This is a genomic window from Bacillus sp. D386 (genome assembly GCF_006346415.1).
Window position 1 is genome coordinate 67,270 of record NZ_VEMV01000001.1, and the last position, 18,855, is coordinate 86,124.

Annotated in this window: 15 protein-coding genes; 7 read left to right on the forward strand and 8 right to left on the reverse strand. The window is 38.2% G+C overall.

All coding sequences use genetic code 11. The features are described 5' to 3' along the window. The first annotated feature begins 69 nt into the window (after nt 1-69). The gene (locus tag FHY45_RS00340; protein WP_139891547.1) at nt 70-765 is read left to right on the forward strand and encodes a YqjF family protein; all 696 of its coding nucleotides are present in this window, start codon (nt 70-72) and stop codon (nt 763-765) included. A gap of 45 nt (nt 766-810) precedes the next feature. Here the strand turns inward: FHY45_RS00340 and FHY45_RS00345 are convergent, their stop codons facing one another. Further along, nucleotides 811-1,032: a hypothetical protein gene (locus FHY45_RS00345; protein WP_139891114.1), complete on the reverse strand. Its 222-nt coding sequence runs from the start codon at nt 1,030-1,032 to the stop codon at nt 811-813. Nucleotides 1,033-1,215: 183 nt separating this feature from the next. Here FHY45_RS00345 and FHY45_RS00350 point away from each other — a divergent pair, with 183 nt between their 5' ends. Beyond that, on the forward strand, nt 1,216-1,629 hold the full coding sequence (locus FHY45_RS00350; RefSeq protein WP_066104258.1) for a YkvA family protein: 414 nt from the start codon (nt 1,216-1,218) through the stop codon (nt 1,627-1,629). Between the two features lie 700 nt (nt 1,630-2,329). On the opposite strand, the gene mutL is transcribed toward FHY45_RS00350, so the two are convergent. From mutL to cotE, 3 genes are all read right to left on the reverse strand, one after another. Beyond that, entirely contained in the window at nt 2,330-4,261 is a 1,932-nt protein-coding gene (gene mutL / locus FHY45_RS00355) for a DNA mismatch repair endonuclease MutL (protein WP_139891115.1), read from the reverse strand. A 15-nt stretch (nt 4,262-4,276) separates the two neighbouring features. Further along, the gene (gene mutS / locus FHY45_RS00360) at nt 4,277-6,889 is read right to left on the reverse strand and encodes a DNA mismatch repair protein MutS (protein ID WP_139891116.1); all 2,613 of its coding nucleotides are present in this window, start codon (nt 6,887-6,889) and stop codon (nt 4,277-4,279) included. Between the two features lie 106 nt (nt 6,890-6,995). Further along, a complete protein-coding gene (cotE, locus tag FHY45_RS00365; RefSeq protein WP_139891117.1) occupies nt 6,996-7,595 on the reverse strand; it encodes an outer spore coat protein CotE in 600 nt (199 codons plus the stop codon). Between the two features lie 485 nt (nt 7,596-8,080). Here cotE and FHY45_RS00370 point away from each other — a divergent pair, with 485 nt between their 5' ends. Continuing rightward, the gene (locus tag FHY45_RS00370; protein WP_139891118.1) at nt 8,081-8,596 is read left to right on the forward strand and encodes a DUF6141 family protein; all 516 of its coding nucleotides are present in this window, start codon (nt 8,081-8,083) and stop codon (nt 8,594-8,596) included. A 239-nt stretch (nt 8,597-8,835) separates the two neighbouring features. After that, on the forward strand, nt 8,836-9,801 hold the full coding sequence (locus tag FHY45_RS00375; protein ID WP_139891119.1) for a bile acid:sodium symporter family protein: 966 nt from the start codon (nt 8,836-8,838) through the stop codon (nt 9,799-9,801). A 121-nt stretch (nt 9,802-9,922) separates the two neighbouring features. Here FHY45_RS00375 and FHY45_RS00380 read toward each other — a convergent pair whose 3' ends face one another. Next, nucleotides 9,923-10,357, reverse strand: coding sequence for a DUF4395 domain-containing protein (locus FHY45_RS00380; RefSeq protein WP_139891120.1), 435 nt, complete (start codon nt 10,355-10,357; stop codon nt 9,923-9,925). A gap of 503 nt (nt 10,358-10,860) precedes the next feature. Between FHY45_RS00380 and katA the strand changes: the two genes are divergently transcribed. Further along, complete coding sequence (katA, locus tag FHY45_RS00385) at nt 10,861-12,312, forward strand: catalase KatA (protein WP_139891121.1); 1,452 nt, start codon at nt 10,861-10,863, stop codon at nt 12,310-12,312. Between the two features lie 117 nt (nt 12,313-12,429). On the opposite strand, the gene FHY45_RS00390 is transcribed toward katA, so the two are convergent. Next, on the reverse strand, nt 12,430-12,711 hold the full coding sequence (locus FHY45_RS00390) for a hypothetical protein (protein ID WP_139891122.1): 282 nt from the start codon (nt 12,709-12,711) through the stop codon (nt 12,430-12,432). A gap of 367 nt (nt 12,712-13,078) precedes the next feature. Between FHY45_RS00390 and FHY45_RS00395 the strand changes: the two genes are divergently transcribed. Then, complete coding sequence (locus FHY45_RS00395) at nt 13,079-15,181, forward strand: 5'-nucleotidase C-terminal domain-containing protein (RefSeq protein WP_257468929.1); 2,103 nt, start codon at nt 13,079-13,081, stop codon at nt 15,179-15,181. Nucleotides 15,182-15,390: 209 nt separating this feature from the next. Next, nucleotides 15,391-15,687 (forward strand): hypothetical protein, encoded by a 297-nt coding sequence (locus FHY45_RS00400; protein ID WP_139891124.1) that lies wholly within the window; start codon nt 15,391-15,393, stop codon nt 15,685-15,687. 284 nt (nt 15,688-15,971) lie between these two features. Here the strand turns inward: FHY45_RS00400 and FHY45_RS00405 are convergent, their stop codons facing one another. Continuing rightward, nucleotides 15,972-17,996 (reverse strand): penicillin-binding transpeptidase domain-containing protein, encoded by a 2,025-nt coding sequence (locus tag FHY45_RS00405; protein WP_257468930.1) that lies wholly within the window; start codon nt 17,994-17,996, stop codon nt 15,972-15,974. Between the two features lie 192 nt (nt 17,997-18,188). After that, nucleotides 18,189-18,851, reverse strand: coding sequence for an HAD family hydrolase (locus tag FHY45_RS00410; protein ID WP_139891125.1), 663 nt, complete (start codon nt 18,849-18,851; stop codon nt 18,189-18,191). Between the last annotated feature and the right edge of the window lie 4 nt (nt 18,852-18,855).

Below are 18,855 nucleotides of genomic sequence, written 5' to 3' on the forward strand. Positions count from 1 at the left end.
CTAAAGCTCGATAAAAACCAATGGGATGACAGTCATCGTCCATGGGCTCTCCCGAATTTACCTTGGACAATGAAGCAGACATGGAGCGATCTTTTATTTGCCCATTATCCAATTAAATATGAGGCGTTACGAAAGTTAGTCCCTGAAGTGCTCCCTTTGGATTCATATAATGGCATGTGCTGGATTGGGGTTGTACCGTTTCGTATGTCGGGTATTAGACTCCGGGGATTACCCCCTATTCCAGGAACAGATCAATTTCCTGAGCTAAATGTTCGTACATATGTCATTCTCGACGGAAAGCCAGGTGTGTACTTTTTTAGTTTGGATGCTTCCAATTGGCTTGCTGTAAAAGGGGCTAGAACACTATACCACTTACCGTATTGGTACACTGATATGGAAATCCAGACTAATGATACAAACATTGAATTTAAAAGTAAGAGACTACATGACCATGAAATCGAGTTAACCTGTAGCTATAGACCAATTTCAGAACCATTTCAGGCAGCTAAGGGGTCCTTCGAGGAATGGATGGCCGAGCGTTACTGCTTTTATACTTTAAATTTATCAGGAGTACCGCTTCGCTGTGATATTTTACATGAACCTTGGATCTTACAAGAGGCAGTAGCAGAATTCAGTAAGAATTCAGTATTATCCAAGCAAGGTATTGATATTAATGATGAATTGCCTATTTTTCATTTTGCAAAAAAGATTGAGGTACGTGCTTGGCCTTTGGTTCACCATTTCACTAATCGTTTTAGTACATAGAACAACATAAGGTCTCAGTGCCATGGACTAAAATACTGACTCCTTTTATACACATCTCCTTAGAGCTAAATAAAAAGAGATTCCCTCATCTTTTGTTAGATGCTGAAATCTCTTTTTATGTTTAAACTGTTCCATTTTATCCTTCTTTGTTTTCGTCATTTTTGTACTCAAATCAATTGTATATAGGCCGCCACGTAGAGTTTCAGGATTACGCTTGCCTTCCCTCTCCAATTTCAACCTATATTTTTTAGCCCGACTTTTACTCATAACTCTATACACCTCATTTTTTCACAGGATAGGATTAGTATACACAAATTTAGGGAAAAAGACATTAGGCAGCGTTTCTAATGAGAGGTATTTAATTTTATTTCAAGCCAATCACTGAAATGTTGTTAGTTGAAGCAATATACCTTAAAATGTAAACAAGTTGTCGTTTAGGAGGAATGAGTAATGGAAGAACAAAACAAAGGAATACATAAATATAAAAAATACATCGATTCAGCCAAAACCTATTTAAATAATACAAAAAAATCAAATGAGCTATTAGATGAAGCAACTACAAAATCAAATACAAACAAAAATGCATTGGAAGAGGTATGGGACAATCTGCAATTACTCATCACTATGTTTCGCTCCTGGGTAAAGGGTGATTATAAAGAGATTCCTAAAAAATCGATTATCTCTATAATCGCAGCCATTATCTATTTTGTATCACCTATTGATTTTATCCCAGATTTTATTGTAGGTCTTGGGTTTGCTGATGATGCAGCCATCATCGGATTTACCATTAAGCAAATAACTGAAGACCTCGAGAAATTCAAACTATGGCAGGCGAAGCAAGAGCAAACTATTGATATTGAGTAATTAAAAAGGTGTCTGATCAGTATGATAGGCTGATTTGACACCTTTTTTGCTTTTCAAGGTTGATTTCTTGGGTCCTGGTTAAGACATATATGCGATTTACATAAAAACATAAGCAGCTGCTTAGAGAGAATCAACCCTGCAAGTAATGGTACCTGCTCATAAATTAAATTCCCTAAGATGACTACCTTTCAGACACTTTTACCCCAGTATAGGCTGGTCATAGGTGGAGGATAGCTGCTTTCCTCCATACTTCACCCACCTTTCAGACACCTTTCCCCCGGTATAGGCCGATCATAGGTGCCTCATAGCTGGGAGATAGCTGCTTTCCTTCATACTTCACCTACCTTTCAGACACCTTTCCCCCGGTATAGGCCGGTTATAGGTGCCTCATAGCTGGGAGATAGCTCCTTTCCTCCATACTTCACCTACCTTTCAGACACCTTTCCCCCGGTATAGGCCGGTTATAGGTGCCTCATAGCTGGGAGATAGCTCCTTTCCTCCATACTTCACCTACCTTTCAGACACCTTTACCCGGTATAGGCCAGTCATAGGTGCCTCATAGCTGGGGATAGGCCCAAAAAAGCGCAGCTTAGGAGCTTTTTTGTATCCAAACTTATATTATAAACACAAAAAAAGCGGAGGAAAATGACTCGTTTCCTCCGCTTAATTAAAGTTTAATGGCTTTTATTTACCTACTTCATTACATAACCCGTTTAAACATTTTCTCCAGCTCATAAATCGAATAATGAACGATAATTGGACGGCCATGCGGGCATGTGAATGGATCATTTGTACGGCGCAATTCATCCAGTAATGCACTTATTTCATCATTACGCAAATGCCGGTTGGCTTTAATTGACCCCTTACAGCTCATCATGATTGCCGCTTCCTCACGCAATTTCTTAATATCCACCTTTTTCATCGTTAATACTTGGTGGACCATTTCATCGATGATCGTTTCTTCCATGCCTGCTGGGAACCAGGTTGGATGGGCGCGGACAATATAACTATTTAATCCAAATGGTTCTAAAAATACTCCGACCGCTTCCAACTCTTCTTTATGTTCTTCCAGCTTCACAAACTCATCTGTTGAATACTCCAGTGTCATCGGGACCAACATTTCTTGCAGTTCTTTGTTGACCTCTCCCACCTTATGCTTGAAGAACTCATACTTAATCCGCTCTTGGGCAGCATGCTGGTCAATCATATAGAGCCCTTGTTCATTTTGGGCCAAAATATACGTTCCATGCAGCTGTCCAATCGGATATAAAGGCGGAATTCGGCTTTCTTGCATGTCCTGATTGTCTTGAATCGGCTCTAATTCCTCTTCTTTTTGCTCTACGATCGTTCCGACACGTTCGGAACCCGCTTCTGAACTGATAAACGGTTCAGTTTCTACCTGTTCTTCTACTGATTCCCTTCCAGGCTCGTTCAACTCGATAGGACTAGGAGCCTCGAATTCCCGCTTCGGCTGTTCAATCTCAGGCGGATCATAAATCACTGAAAATCCTTCAGTTGCCTTTACCATTGGAGGAGTCTGCTTTGGCGCCTCAGGCCGCTTGGCTCTTTCCTCCGTAAACGTAAATTGAGCTTGTTCCGTTTTTGCTTTTTCCTCACGTTTAACAGGAGCGCCTGTCGGAATTAATGTCTCTTTTTTAAACGTATTCCGGATGGCCTCGCTAATTAATGTCATCAGCTCTTGCTCTTTACTGAAACGAACCTCCATTTTGGAAGGATGCACATTCACATCAACCAATAAAGGATCCATTTCAATATTGAGCATCGCAATTGGATAACGTCCAATAGGCAATAAAGTATGGTACCCTTCCATGACTGCTTTGGCGATCAAATAATTCTTAATAAATCTTCCATTTACCAAAATGGTCATATAGTTACGCGAAGCCCTCGTCATTTCCGGATGTCCGGCATAGCCTTTTATTGAAAAATCAAGTGTTGATGCTTCAAACGGCAGCATTTTTTGAGCAGTTTGTATCCCATATATCCCGGCAAGCACCTGAAGTGGATTGCCGTTGCCTGATGTTTGTAATAAGGTACGGTCGTTGTGAACCAGCTTAAACGATACATCCGGATGCGACAGTGCCAGCCTATTTACGACATCGGTTATATTCCCAAGCTCTGTATGAACGCTTTTAACATATTTCAGACGAGCCGGTGTATTAAAGAACAGTTCACTCACCGTTATATCGGTTCCTTTACGGCTTGAATAGGACTCATGAGTAAGGACCTTGCCGCCCTCGAGTAAAAGACGGGTTCCAGGTCCATCACCTGTTGAGGTCTTTAATTCGAATTTGGAAACAGAAGCGATTGAAGGCAATGCCTCACCCCGGAAACCTAGCGTACGAATTCTGAATAAATCGTTTTCGTCCTTTATTTTACTGGTCGCGTGCCTGTGAAAAGCATTGAGGGCATCGTCCTCTTCCATCCCTTCCCCATTATCAATAATGCGAATGGATTCAAGACCGGCTTCCGTAGCATAAATCTCAATTACCGTACTGTTAGCATCTATTGAGTTTTCCACTAACTCTTTTACAACAGATGCAGGTCTCTCTACTACTTCTCCGGCAGCGATTTTATTGGATAATAGATCATCTAACAGTACAATTTTCCCCATATCGTTCTCTCCTTCCTACTTTAATTTTTTCTGTAATGCATATAAGGCGTTTAAAGCTTCTAAAGGATTCATCTCTAATATAGATAAGGATTTAAGCTCTTCCGCTACCTTCCACTCTTTTGAGTGTCGGGATGATGAAGTCGTTTTTTCCTTTTTATCTTCTGTGAAAAAGGATAATTGCGCCTGTTCACTGACAATTTCAGCATCAGTTTCAGTTTTTACAGGCGGCGTAGGTTTTGGTTGCTTGTCCCCTTGTTCAAGGACGTTTAATATCTCTTGCGCTCGCTTAATCACCGTCTCCGGCATTTCCGCAAGCTTGGCAACATGAATACCATAACTGCGATCAGCAGGTCCATCGACTACTTTATGAAGGAAAATGACTGTGCCATTTTGCTCAATTGCACGAACATGTACGTTACTCAGCTTGCTGAGTTGATCAGATAGAGCTGTTAACTCATGATAATGCGTGGAAAAGAGGGTAGCTGCGCCAATATGATGGTGAATATATTCGATAATCGATTGGGCTAATGCCATTCCATCATAGGTTGACGTTCCTCTTCCGATTTCATCGAATAGAAGCAAACTGTTTTCTGTTGCATTCGTAATCGCATGGTTCGCTTCAAGCATTTCAACCATAAATGTACTTTGTCCTGATATCAAATCATCCGCAGCACCAATTCGAGTAAATACCTGATCAAAGATCGGCAGTGTTGCTTCGTCTGCAGGTACAAAGCAGCCGATTTGGGCCATAATTGCTGTCAAAGCAACCTGGCGCATATACGTACTCTTACCGGACATATTTGGTCCAGTAATTAATAAGATTTCCTTCTTTTTATCCAAGAAACAATCATTCGGTACATATTCCTGCGCTTTTAAAACCTTTTCTACAACTGGATGTCGGCCATTTCTTATACTCATTTGGCGTGTATGAGAGAATTGTGGTTTTACATAGTGGTAACGTTCACTAATAGTAGAGAAACATTGTAAAACATCCAATTCACTGATTTCCATCGCTAATTTTTGCAGACGAGGTATATAATCTTTAATTTGATCACGTAATTCACAGAACAAATCGTATTCCAGACCTGTACTTTTTTCCTCTGCTTCGAGGATGATTGTTTCTTTTTCCTTTAATTCTGGAGTGATATAACGTTCTGCATTTGCAAGAGTTTGTTTTCTATCATATCGATCATCATTCAGAAGGTGGAGATTTGCCTTTGTTATTTCCAAGTAATAACCAAATACACGATTATAACCAATTTTTAGCGAACGGATACCCGTTCTCTCTCTTTCCTTTTGTTCCAACTGAGCGATCCAGGTTTTCCCGTTCTTGGAAGCATCGCGATAACGATCTAAATCTTCATTATACCCTTCGCGAATAATGCCTCCCTCTTTGATGGAAATCGGCGGGTTCTCATGCAGCGCCTGCTCGAGTAAATCCGTCACTTCTTCACACGGATCCATCCGGGATGCGATTTCTTTAGCCGTATCAATAGGCAGCCTTCCAATCACATCAATAATAGCCGGTACTTGCTGCAGGGAACGCTTCAGCTGCAATAAATCCCGTGCATTTACATTGCCATAGGAAACACGGCCTGTTAAACGTTCCAAATCATACACTTCATGTAATAGCTCACGCAGCTCTTCCCGTTCAAAAAATTGATTCATAAATGTTTCAACCATCGATAACCGAGCTTCTATTTCAGATTCGCTGACTAATGGGCGTTCAATCCATTGCTTTAGTCTTCTGCCGCCCATGGCCGTCTTGGTTTCATCAAGAAGCCATAAAAGAGAGCCTTTTTTACCTTTTGAACGAATAGTTTCCGTGAGCTCTAAATTTCTTTTTGAATAGTAATCAATTTTTAAATATTGTTCCGTTTCATATAATTCAACTGGTTGAATATGTTCAATCGTCCTCTTTTGAGTACGCTGTATATAATTGAGCAAACGGGCTACCGTATGCTTTAGGTCTTTTTTCGGAAGCTCATTTACCAGATGGTTAAACTCGTCTTTCGTTTCCGAATCGGCTTCATAAGAAATCGTGACAATCCCTCTGTCTTTTAATAAAATTTCTTTTTCATCGCCGATATCGGGCTGAACTACAACTTCTTTAGATCCTATAACCGAAACTTCATTTAACACATCTTTAAAATTGGAAAAATGGGTTACTCGATTTTCGCCAGTCGTTAAATCAATATGAGCCACTCCAAATCCCAATCCATCTATAGATGAAATAGTTGCAAGATAATTATTCTCCTTTTCAGCGAGGCTCTTTCCTTCCATCACTGTACCTGGAGTAATTAATTGGACAACTTCACGTTTAACGACCCCTTTTGCCGCTTTTGGGTCCTCTGTTTGTTCGCAGATGGCCACTTTAAAACCACGATCTACCAGTGTTTCAATATAAGACTGCGCTGAATGATAAGGAACCCCGCACATTGGAATTTTTTGTTCTCCTCCACCATTCTTCGCTGTTAAGGTTATCTCCAATTCTTTTGATGCCTTAATGGCATCCTCAAAGAACATTTCATAAAAATCACCGAGACGGAAAAACAAGAATGCATCTTGATAATCTGCCTTTATACTCAAGTATTGTTGAATCATAGGAGTATAGGTTGCTACTGCCATTTTCCCAAAACCTTTCTTTCAATCAAATATATAATAGAAGTATTATATCATAGGAGCCAAGCTCATCTAACAACAAAAAAACTAGAGAGTTTTTCTCTCTAGTTCCTTAATCCCGCTTGCTTTTGCTTTTTTTCCTGCCTGATTCATAGGAGCTGGACTCTTCACTGGATGACTCACTATGATCAAGGAAATCAGGATTAATTTCCTCCAGTTCGTCATCATCTACCTCAAGCTCCCAGCTTTCCTCATCGGTGTTTGCATTTTCCCTGATTGAAACAGTTACTTTTGTTTCACCAATAATCTCCACTAAAAATTCACGTTCAACATGAACAGAGATCTTTTCGCCATCTGGAGTGATGAGACATTCAATACAATTTGGTTGCTGAATTACTTTGGCTATGACTTCATTATCATCATAAACTGTTTGGTCCCGATACTTTAATTTTATGGTGTCTTTATATGGAACCTTTTCTGTTCTTACTTCTGTCTTTGTATTATTGCAATATGAATACCAAACATTGATATCATAATATCCTGCAATTTCTACCTTTTTACCCTGTTTCTTAGCTTCGTACGTATGATTAATAATCCAGCAGCCCAGTATACTGGTAGGATCGTTGTCCGGACAAACCGTATGATTTGCCTTGGTAAACTTACGCCCCTTTGCTACTACTGCCTTCGTGATAATTTCTCTATATTGCGACATACAAGGTTACCCTCCTCAACCATTTTCATTTCATCCTATGCATGATAAATGTCTAGCGTGCAAATTAATTATCAGTTCAACAAGGATTGCATGCTACAGTTTATGCCCATGCTGAAGAAAGGTGACCTTGATTTAAAAATAGGAGCAAGTTATACAGAATTTAAATAAGAAAGCTAGGAATGATAAAGTGTTACTACTCATTTCCCTTTACTATTAAAAATAGAGGATAGACTTTAAAGCTCTCAACAGATGAACAAGCATTATTACTGAAAATATAATTAACAGAAGAAATGAGGCATTTATCTACGGAGATCATGCCTTTTTGAGTTTTAGTTTTATCTGGAATTAAAGGACAGGTAGAATTATGACAGTTTTTCACTTAAATAGTACAATAAGGAGTATAAATAACACATATTTATAATAATACAAAAGTTCTGTACTCAAACATTAGTACTTAATTATGTAAAGAGGAGGAAATTATTATCATGAAAAAACAGGAGGATGTAATCTTTCGAGAAGTTCAATACCCTCGCCAACCCTTGCTATGGATTTTTATTATAGCTCTCGCTACATTATTTTGGTATGCATTTATTCAACAGGTCATTTTCGGAATTCCATTCGGTGATAAACCTGCATCTAATCCGTTTTTAACAATTCTTTGGCTTGTTTTTGGAATAGCAATCCCATTAGGACTATTACTGGGATTCTGTAAGCTAGAAACTGAGGTGCGTAAGGATGGATTGTATGTGCGTTATATGCCGTTTCACCTCCATTATAAATCATTTTTATTTAAAGATATGGTTCAATATTCTAGTATTACCTACAATTCGTTACTACAATTCGGAGGCTGGGGCATAAGATTTAATTTAAATGGGGATACAGCATATAATATAGGCGGCAACAAGGGAATAGAATTGCAATTAAGAGGAAAAGGAAATGGAAAAGTGGTAGTGGGTTCACAAAATCCGGATGAATTAATAAAAGCATTAAATTCAAAGTGAATATTTTCCACCTTACTCGATATTATGTATGTTTCTTGAGTTTGATGGTGTATTTTTTTGCTTTTTCACAGAGATATTCGGAAATTATCCATACTATATATAGAGAGAACACAAGAAGTCAGCCAAAAAAATGTTTCTTTTGAATGCATCTCTTCACAATGAGTTTTCAGACTATTGATTATATTCAGATATTAATATATAATTTCCCATATTAAACAAATTTATCCCTGAGGTGAAATATGAAAGCTTTAGAACGTTTCAGTCAATTTGTAAGTAACACCTTTGCAGTATGGGTACTTATTTTTGCAGCACTTGCCTTCTTTATTCCAGATGGTTTTTCTTGGATTGCAGCCTATATTACCGTTTTATTAGGGATTGTCATGTTTGGGATGGGATTAACAATTTCACCTGCTGATTTTAAAGAAGTATTAACAAGACCGAAGGATGTTCTCATCGGTGTAGTCGGTCAATTCTTGATTATGCCCACATTGGCATTTTTATTGGTCAAGCTATTCGATCTTCCACCAGAAATTGCAGTCGGCGTCATTTTAGTAGGCTGCTGCCCAGGAGGAACGGCTTCTAATGTCATGACCTTTCTTTCAAAAGGAGATGTTGCATTATCCGTAACCATTACTTCCATCACAACATTGCTGGCTCCAGTTGTCACACCTGCACTCATTTTCTTATTCGCAAGCGAATACATCGATGTTGCACCTACTAGCTTATTTATCTCGATTGTGCAAGTAATTGTTATACCAATCGCACTTGGCTTTATTGTTCAGAAATTGTTTAATAAGCAGGCGAAAGCAAGTGTTAAAGTAATGCCTCTTGTTTCTGTTATTGCCATAGTTGCTATTGTTGCAGCTGTAGTTGCGGCAAATCAGCAAAAAATTGCTGAAACAGGATTGCTCATTTTCGCTGTAGTCATTTTACATAATGGCTTAGGCTATTTAATCGGATACTTATTCGGTAAATTATTAGGCATGAATCTGGCGAAAAGGAAAGCAGTCGCGATTGAAGTCGGTATGCAAAATTCAGGATTGGGTGCTTCATTAGCGGTAGCACATTTCTCACCTTTGGCAGCTGTTCCAAGTGCCATCTTTAGTGTATGGCACAATATATCAGGACCGATTTTAGCAACGATCTTCAGTAGAATGAGGGATAAAAATGAACCTGTTGATCTGGATGAATCGCAATCTATTTAAGTTGGAGCCTCTGCAAAGCGATAGCCTTGCGGGGGTTTTTAATTAAGTCGTTAGCAATAATTCTACGATTCTGCCCAGAAAAAAGGATCCTGCGATAGCATGCAAGATCCTTTTCCTTCTTTTAAACTGTTTTATTTACTGATTTCTTATACCTATATTGCTGCCACTGGAAACGAATAAAACAACCAATACAGAATCCAAGAATAGCTACAAATGAAGCAATAGCAACCATGGCCGTAAATACATATCCAGCAATCACCCAATCAAGTAGATAACTGATCAGGCCGCCTGCAAGACAAATAACAGCGATCACTTGATTAAATTGTTGCTGAGCCCACTCTTCCGGGATATAATCAGAAGGTTTTTTTCTTAAAAATAACTTACCTCCTTGCATGATTGGATTGAATCCAAAGACTAAACCCATAATTCCTGCAAATAAAGGCAGTGCTAAAATCCATTCTATACCTGTTACCCAAGTAGCGACCACGCTAAGAAAAATCACCCATTGGTTTAAACGTACCAATGGTCTCGGAACTGTGCGGACCGTTTCTCCCATTATTTCACACCTCTCCAATATGTTTTATATGTTATTTTTCATCTTACTCTGTTTAACCATAAATGGGAAAGTAAAAGAATTTAATTAAATTATATTTCTCATCAAATACTTTTAGATTGTATTTAAAGGAAGATTCATGAACCATTCCATTTGACAGCAAGGAAACTGATAAAGGATACATAACTTTCCCAATCAATTTGGAAAATCAACTGGTTCGATAGAAAATCCCTTTCCACATTTATATAAAGTTGATATTTTCATACTCTAATTAAAAGAACATAATTAAGAATACCTGCTTCTTAATTGAGAATCTCCTTGCTGCCTCTCCTGCTTGCTTTAGGTATTATCCCTACCATTAAGAGCTCTCTCATAATGAATTAAAAAAGCATCCTTTCGCTTAATTTCATTCTATTTATAATTATTTTAAATAAATAGTTGTTTTTAATTGATAATATGATAAAAAATAAATATAATAGGTTTATCATACGAAAAAGGTGGTATAAATAATGTCCAAAAAATTAACAACTAGTTGGGGAGCTCCTGTAGGAGATAACCAAAATTCCATCACAGCTGGAAGACGCGGACCAACTTTAATCCAAGACGTACATTTATTAGAAAAATTAGCTCACTTTAACAGAGAACGTGTACCTGAGCGTGTTGTGCATGCAAAAGGCGGCGGAGCACATGGTTATTTCGAAGTTACAAAGGATCTAACTGAATATACAAAAGCTGCTTTCCTATCTGAAGTTGGCAAAAAAACGCCTTTGTTCATTCGTTTCTCTACAGTTGCAGGTGAACTTGGTTCTGCTGATACATTGCGTGATCCTCGTGGATTTGCTGTAAAACTTTATACTGAAGAAGGTAACTATGATATCGTTGGTAACAATACTCCTGTCTTCTTTATCCGTGATGCAATCAAATTCCCTGATTTCATACATACACAAAAAAGAGATCCAAAAACACATTTGAAAAACCCTAATGCTGTTTGGGATTTCTGGTCACTTTCACCAGAATCTTTACATCAAATAACAATACTTATGTCTGACCGTGGTATTCCTGCTACTTGGCGTCATATGCACGGATTTGGTAGCCACACATTCAAATGGACGAATGCGGAAGGTAAATCCGTATGGGTTAAATACCACTGGAAAACAGAACAAGGGGTAAAAAATCTATCTACTGATTTGGCTGCTGAGCTTGCAGGTACAAATCCAGACTACCATATCGAAGACTTACACAATGCAATTGAAGCTGGCGATTATCCTGCATGGAAATTATGCGTACAAATCATGCCACTTGAAGATGCAAACACATATCGTTTCGATCCATTCGATGTAACAAAAGTTTGGTCTCAAAAAGACTATCCTTTAATCGAAGTTGGCCGCATGGTATTAGATAGAAACCCAGAAAACTATTTTGCAGAAGTAGAACAAGCTACATTCTCTCCTGGTAATTTCGTTCCTGGTATTGATGTATCACCGGATAAATTATTGCAAGGTCGCTTATTCGCTTATGCAGATGCTCACCGTTACCGTGTGGGAGCAAACCATAATCACTTACCAGTCAACCGTCCTAAAGTTGAAGTAAATAACTATCAACGTGACGGACAAATGAACCCAAGTATAAATGGCGGTTCTTCTGTCTACTACGAGCCAAACAGCTTCGGAGGTCCACAAGAATCTCCAGAAGACCAACAAGCAACATTTGAAGTGGAAGGCTATGCTGCAAGCACTTCTTATGATAATGATGATTTCTACACTCAAGCTGGTGATCTTTACAGATTGTTAAGCAGTGAAGAACGCGCTAACCTGGTTAACAACATCGTTGGATCTATGCAAGGTGTAACTGTACCTGAAATTATCGAACGTCAAATCCAGCATTTCTACAAAGCTGATCCTGAATATGGAACACTTGTAGCTGCAGGACTTGGTTTAACAGTAACTGAAGAAGTTTAATAGAATAATTTAATCCTATTTTACATTTTCAATTATATTCTCATATTCTCAATTAAAAAAAGGTGCTGCTACTTGCAGTACCTTTTTTATCTAAAACTCTATCTCCCCTTCTCATTTCTAAGCCATATTTTTCAACCAAGTAAGGACTCGAATGAAATAAAACGGCTCAAACCAGCTAATCACAAAGAACACAATAAAAAAAGAACTGAGTGAAATGAATTTTAACCAACCTTCTTCCTGTTTTGCAATCGCCACAAAACTGAAGACTATTCCAACTAGAAAAGAAAGACTTCCTAAAAGAAATAAAAGTTCCACATGTTTTTCTATACCTGCGGTTAAACCGAATAATATCAGCCCTGCTATCATCATTCCCATCGACCATAAACTGAATTTTCTCAACACTCCACCTCCATTCATAAGAGTATCACCATTTGGAATAATATTACAAAACGTTTTCCATTTAGATTTCATTTAAATTTAATAACTCGGAAAATAAAGATCTGTAAAATTTAAGATCAAAATTAATAACCTTTCTCCTTCATCTTGAACACATACACTATATGATAAGGTTAATCAGATTTCTAAGGCTTAATTATTAAACAAAACATTACAGATACTAAATAAATATCTCTTAAAAGAATTGATTATTAATATATAGTTCAAATTTACCATTTATTTGAAAATTATGTCGATTGCCTCGAAAACTAATTTATAATCAGATATGAGGCCTATATCTTGGCCATATCAAACAAAAGGGGAGCGGTATATGAAGTTTCGATTGAAGTTTTCTCGTATGTTGGCCATTATGACAATGGTTGTTGCGCTTGCTGGAACATTGCTTGCGCCGGCAGTCGATGCAAAAACATCTGATCGCCAGAATGAAGCACGTTTTATTCAGGAACTGGGCGTTTCGTCCCAAAGTATGAAGAAACAGAAATCCATATCTAGAATTGATGCAGCTGCTCTGATGGCGCGTGCATTAAAACTCGATAGCCAAAAAGCTCCAAAGACAAGCTTTACGGATGTGCCAAAATCGTCCCAAAAAGCTGTAAACTCATTAGTCTATGCCGGTATTCTTGATGGGAAAAGCAAGAATAAATTTGGCAGCTATGAGCCCTTAACTCGTGGGGAGCTTGCTGTTTGGATTGCGAAGGCTTTCGATTTGAAAGGAAGCACAGTAACAAACTTCTCTGATGTACCTGCTAAACACGCTGAAAGAATCGGTTCTATCCTTCTATACGACATCGCTGAAGGTATTTCCGATACTGAATTTGGTTATAACCAAAAGGCTAGCTTATCCGAGCTTATTTCCATGCTGCAACTAGCCCTAAAAGCCCCAGATTATCAGTTGCGTGTTCTTCATGTGAACGATACACATGCTAATATTGAAAATACACCAAGACAAATAACCGCAATTAATGAACATCGCAATGGAAATACGAATAATCTTCTTCTCCATGCTGGTGATGTATTCTCTGGCACCCTTTATTTTAATGAATTTAAGGGACTAGCCGATCTTGAATTGATGAATCTTGCCGGATTCGATGCTTTTACCTTTGGTAACCATGAATTTGATCTTGGCACTGAGACCTTGCTGCCATTCGTTCAAAGCGCTGAGTTCCCATTTGTGAGTGCAAATGTTGACTTCAGCGATGATGCCCTCATGAAAAGACTTCAGAATAACACATATACTGCTAAACCACATGATGGAAAAATATACGACGGTATTATTAAAAATGTAAACGGTGAGAAAGTTGGTATTTTCGGCTTAACGACCGCTGAGACTACCAGTATCTCTAGTCCTGGTGATGTTAAATTCGAAGAATATATCAATTCAGCCAAAGCCTCCGTTAAAGCATTCAAGAAACAAGGAGTCGATAAAATCATCGCCCTTACCCATATTGGCTACAATGACGGCGGCGGTGACAATGACCTTGAGCTTGCTAATCAAGTCGAAGGCATTGATATTATTGTTGGCGGCCACTCTCATTCACAGCTGAATGAGCCAGTCGTTGTAGATAAATACAAAGAACCGACAGTTATCGTCCAAGCAAACGAGTATTCCAAATATCTTGGTGAGCTTGATGTGAGCTTTGATAAAAAAGGAAAAGTTATTGCCTATGATGGCGAACTGATTAGCATTGATGCTAAGAACACAGAAGGATCTTATATCTTTGCTGAAGACCCGGCAGCAGCTCAAATCCTAGCGAAGTATAAGCCTATTGTTGACGCAAAGAAAAAACAAGTTGTCGGAACAACAGCTGTCGATCTGATTGGTGGCAATCCTGCTGCAAGGACAGGCGAAACAAATCTTGGCAACTTGATTGCTGATGGAATGCTCGATAAGGCAAAAGCCATCAACCCAAATACTGTCATCGCCCTACAAAATGGCGGCGGTGTCCGGACAACCTTAAAGGCAGGACCAATCACTTTAGCTGACGTTATGACAGTCCTCCCCTTCAGCAATGCACTCGCAATCATGGAAATAAGCGGAGCGGAATTGAAAACAGCTCTTGAACATAGCGTTAGTGCTGCTCCAAGCGCTAGCGGCGGATACCTGCAGGTCGCAGGCATGCGGTTTATCTATGATAGCTCTAAACCTGCTGGCACACGCGTGCAATCAGTCGAAATAAACCAGAATGGCGAATATACATCACTCGTGGATACACAGAACTACTTCGCTGCTACGAACATCTTCACTGCCAAAGGCGGGGATGGCTATTCTGTCTTTGCTGATATTTATGCAGATGGACGCGTAAGCGAACCTGGCTTCGTTGATTGGGAAATTTTCTCCGATTACATCCAGTCCTTCCCTGAACAAACTGTTTCACCTAATGTTGAAGGCAGGATTATTGATTTAGCTAATTAAGATAAAGCTATTCGAGATAAAGAATATTAAAGGCATCAGTTTAAGACTTATGCCTTTTTTCAATGAATTTTACATTAATTTTGTTAACCTGAAATAAGTTTGCTGAAGGGACATGCCTTTTTACTCATTCCATAAATAGCCATTTTAACTTTATAATGAGATAGGATGTTCAATATATTAAATTTATCAAGAGATAGGGTGCGGTGATTATGGATTATATTAATTATACTGAGATTATCTTGAGGTACGCTCTCCTGGCAGTTTCCTTTTTTTGCGTTTATGCAGTAACCAGGCAAGGAAGTAAAAGCGAGCGTTATGCAGCCTTCTTAATCTACCTAGCTACCTTTGGCTATTATACGTTCTTAATAATTGCTGAAATGATTACCCCCTCTGAAGATGCGAACATTGGATTAGGCTTTTCTATATTGCTAATGGGTTTTGTGAGCATCGCAGGCATCATCTTAGCAGGCATCATCTACCTGGTGAGGAGAATTAAATCCCGTTAATCGATTTACATCACTTATTTTTTCAGATTACTAGTTTATCTATTTAAGGTGCACTCAGCAGAAGATAGTAAATAACTAAAAAGTATTGATGAAAAAATAAAAAGAACTATTAACTTGGATCATGCAAAAATAAAACCTGTATAAGAAGCCTGAAAAAAGAAGCTCCCACCCTTACTTGAAAGATACCCCCGGATAGTGGCACTTTTTTATCAGTGTCCGCTATCCAGAGTATCGTTCATGTTCTGAATGGAAGCTTCTTTTCTATTTTTTGTTTACCTTTTTAATTAATCAATTTCAGAGGAATCCCAATCCAGGAATGTCTTTTGAACAATGGATTGAACATTTTTACCTCCGCCATTATTTTGTACATCTTCTATTAACAGTGCCATGACAGCCTTCGGATTTTTTTGATCATAGGCTACGAATAACCCATTTTCAATACCTTCTTCTCCTTGTGTGCTTTTCAGCTCAGCTGTACCTGTCTTACCTGCTAATTGCAGTTTAGGTGTGTTTGCAGCCTTTCCTGTGCCGCTTGTAACAACCTTCCTCAAGTCAGTTTTCAATGTTTTAGCCTGTTCAGCAGTAATAAAAGAATCGTGCCAAACGGCAGTTTCAGTATCAAGGTAAAGACGAGGCTTCATCAATTTTCCATCATTGACAATTGTACCGTAAATACTGGATAAATGAACCGCACTCATTAATACTTCTCCTTGACCATAGCCAGTATCAGCTAATAATTTACTGCTCTCCAATTTGCCGCTATTTGAATATTGTGATGCGCGGACTGGATATTCTAGCGGGAATTTTTCTTCGCCAATCCCTAATTCCTTAAATCCAGTAATCAAATCAGTCTCACCAATCGAAAGAGCTGTCTGTGCGAAATAAATATTATCTGAGATTTGTAAGGCAGTTTGAAGATTAACAGGTTTTCCTGGATCGCTTACTCTTGTAATAGAGGCATTTCCCCATTCTTTCCCTTTAGACCATTTTAAGCCTTTAATATTCAGCTGTTTTTCTGGGTCAAGCTTCCCCGTTTTTAAACCCATTGCTGCAATAATCGGCTTGATCGTTGAACCAGGTGAATAAGCGGCCGCAAATCGATTTAATAATGGCAGTTTTTTATCATTTTCCAGCTGACTATACTTCTCTGAGCTAATTCCCAGTACAAAGTCGTTTGGATTAAACGACGGAGAACTTACAAGCGCCAATACATCTCCTGTATTTGGATGTACCGCAGCAAATGTCCCCGCAGCTCCCTTCATATTTTGAAATGCTTGTTTTTGTAATTCACCATCCAATACTAACCTAAAGCTTTCCCCATCCTCTGCTTCTGTTTCAGCAATGACTATAGGGTCATCTTCGCGGTTAATATAAATCGTATTGCCATCTTTCGGGCGCAGTTTATCCTCTAATAATTGCTCAAGCCCTCTTTTGCCAATTATACTGTCATTTGAATAGCCCTTATCTTTATTTTTCTCTAGCTCTTCAGCAGTAATAGTACCTACATATCCTGTCAAATGGGCTGCACTTTCACCATATGGATATTCCCGAATCTCTTTTTCTTGGAAACTGACACCATTAATAACTTTTAATTTTTCAATCAGCTCTGTTTGGTTATTTTGGATTGTTTTAATTGGCACAAAATAACCTGGCTGAACCCAGCTTTGATTAAGCTGTTTATCAATATAGTCATTGCTAAGATTCAATAATTTTGTTAACTCTGCTTTTTTGGATTCATCAAACTTCTCTGGTGTTATACCTACAGTTTGAGCAATTCCATTTATCGCAAGCCCATTTCCATTACGATCAAGGATTTCGCCCCTTTTACCAGTTGTCGTTTTAATCCCAATCTTATCGTCTGGCTGAAGTTCAGGGAAAATATAAGTTGTATCCCAGTCTACATACCAATTATCTTCCTTATCCTTCGTTTCAAGCTTCATGGTTACTTCTTTTTCAAATTCAATCGGTCCTGCAAGGGAATTCATTTTTACTTGAATGGGAAGTGTTATACTTTTTTGATCCCTCTTCAGCTCTTTCTCATCCTTGAATTCGCTTTTAACTGATAAATCGGAAATCTCCAGGTCCTTATAGACCTTTTGATATCGATCGACATATTGTTCTTTTTTAAACTTGTCTTTGGCTGAGTCTGCTACATAGTTCGAATACATCTTATCAAATTTCTGATCGTTCCACAGGTTTATGTATTCCTTCAATCGCTCTTCTGGACTGACAGTTTCATTACAACCAGCCAAGATAAGAACCATTAATAACATTCCTATACTTCCCCATATGGTTTTTTTAACCTTCAACGTGAGAGCCCCCTTTCACATACAAGACTATTATACTAAACTAATCAATGATTTTCACAATGTTTCATCTTCAAAATAAAGCTTATAAACAATTTTACTAAAGCGAATAGACAAAAAAACCTTTTAAGTTTAACTACAAAGAGTTAATTTAAAAGGAATTAATTAGAATAAACTATTTATTTTTTGTGTATTTTAATTGAAGTTATGCTTATATTTTTTTATCAATTTAATAAAATCAGGAAGAGTCTTACAAATATGAGTAGGCTTTGTTCCATACAAGCTCGTTTGAACTGTGCTAAACCATTGAGCTGCGATGGTCGTTACGTGCGCTGAAGCTCCTGCAGCGATATCAGCCTGGCTATCTCCAACAACGATGACCTCAGATGGATCATTATGGAGTAAAAATAGTGATTTCTGTATCCCTTCAGGATCGGGTTTAGGTGCTTTAACTTCATCGCCAGAAATGGTCACATCGAAATAGTCGTATAGATTCAACAACTCTAGTGAGAGTGTTAATGATCTTCTGCTTTTTCCAGTAACAATTCCCAGATTTATATCCATGTCCTTTAAAACATCCAGCATTTCCTGAATTTCTGTTAAGTATTCAAACTCACGATTATGCCCTTTTTCATATAAATCATAAAAATCTTCTATGGCATGCTCCACCTTTTCCTTATTACGTAAATGATTTCTTATAATAACATCCTCAATGGGACCAAATAATTGAATAATCTCTTCATCAGTTAAACTTCTTTGATCATATTTATTAAACACATACCTAAAAGCTTCAAAACTAACAGGTAAAGTATCGGCAATAGTTCCATCAAAATCAAACAGAACGGTCTGGAGACTCACCGTG

Bases quoted from the DNA above. Each gene is read 5' to 3' on its own strand.
- FHY45_RS00345 (WP_139891114.1), bottom strand. From the start codon at position 1,032: ATGAGTAAAAGTCGGGCTAAAAAATATAGGTTGAAATTGGAGAGGGAA.
- FHY45_RS00380 (WP_139891120.1), bottom strand. From the start codon at position 10,357: ATGGGAGAAACGGTCCGCACAGTTCCGAGACCATTGGTACGTTTAAAC.
- mutL (WP_139891115.1), bottom strand. From the start codon at position 4,261: ATGGGGAAAATTGTACTGTTAGATGATCTATTATCCAATAAAATCGCT.
- FHY45_RS00370 (WP_139891118.1), top strand. From the start codon at position 8,081: ATGAAAAAACAGGAGGATGTAATCTTTCGAGAAGTTCAATACCCTCGC.
- cotE (WP_139891117.1), bottom strand. From the start codon at position 7,595: ATGTCGCAATATAGAGAAATTATCACGAAGGCAGTAGTAGCAAAGGGG.
- FHY45_RS00400 (WP_139891124.1), top strand. From the start codon at position 15,391: ATGGATTATATTAATTATACTGAGATTATCTTGAGGTACGCTCTCCTG.
- FHY45_RS00350 (WP_066104258.1), top strand. From the start codon at position 1,216: ATGGAAGAACAAAACAAAGGAATACATAAATATAAAAAATACATCGAT.
- FHY45_RS00340 (WP_139891547.1), top strand. From the start codon at position 70: ATGAAGCAGACATGGAGCGATCTTTTATTTGCCCATTATCCAATTAAA.
- FHY45_RS00395 (WP_257468929.1), top strand. From the start codon at position 13,079: ATGAAGTTTCGATTGAAGTTTTCTCGTATGTTGGCCATTATGACAATG.
- FHY45_RS00375 (WP_139891119.1), top strand. From the start codon at position 8,836: ATGAAAGCTTTAGAACGTTTCAGTCAATTTGTAAGTAACACCTTTGCA.
- mutS (WP_139891116.1), bottom strand. From the start codon at position 6,889: ATGGCAGTAGCAACCTATACTCCTATGATTCAACAATACTTGAGTATA.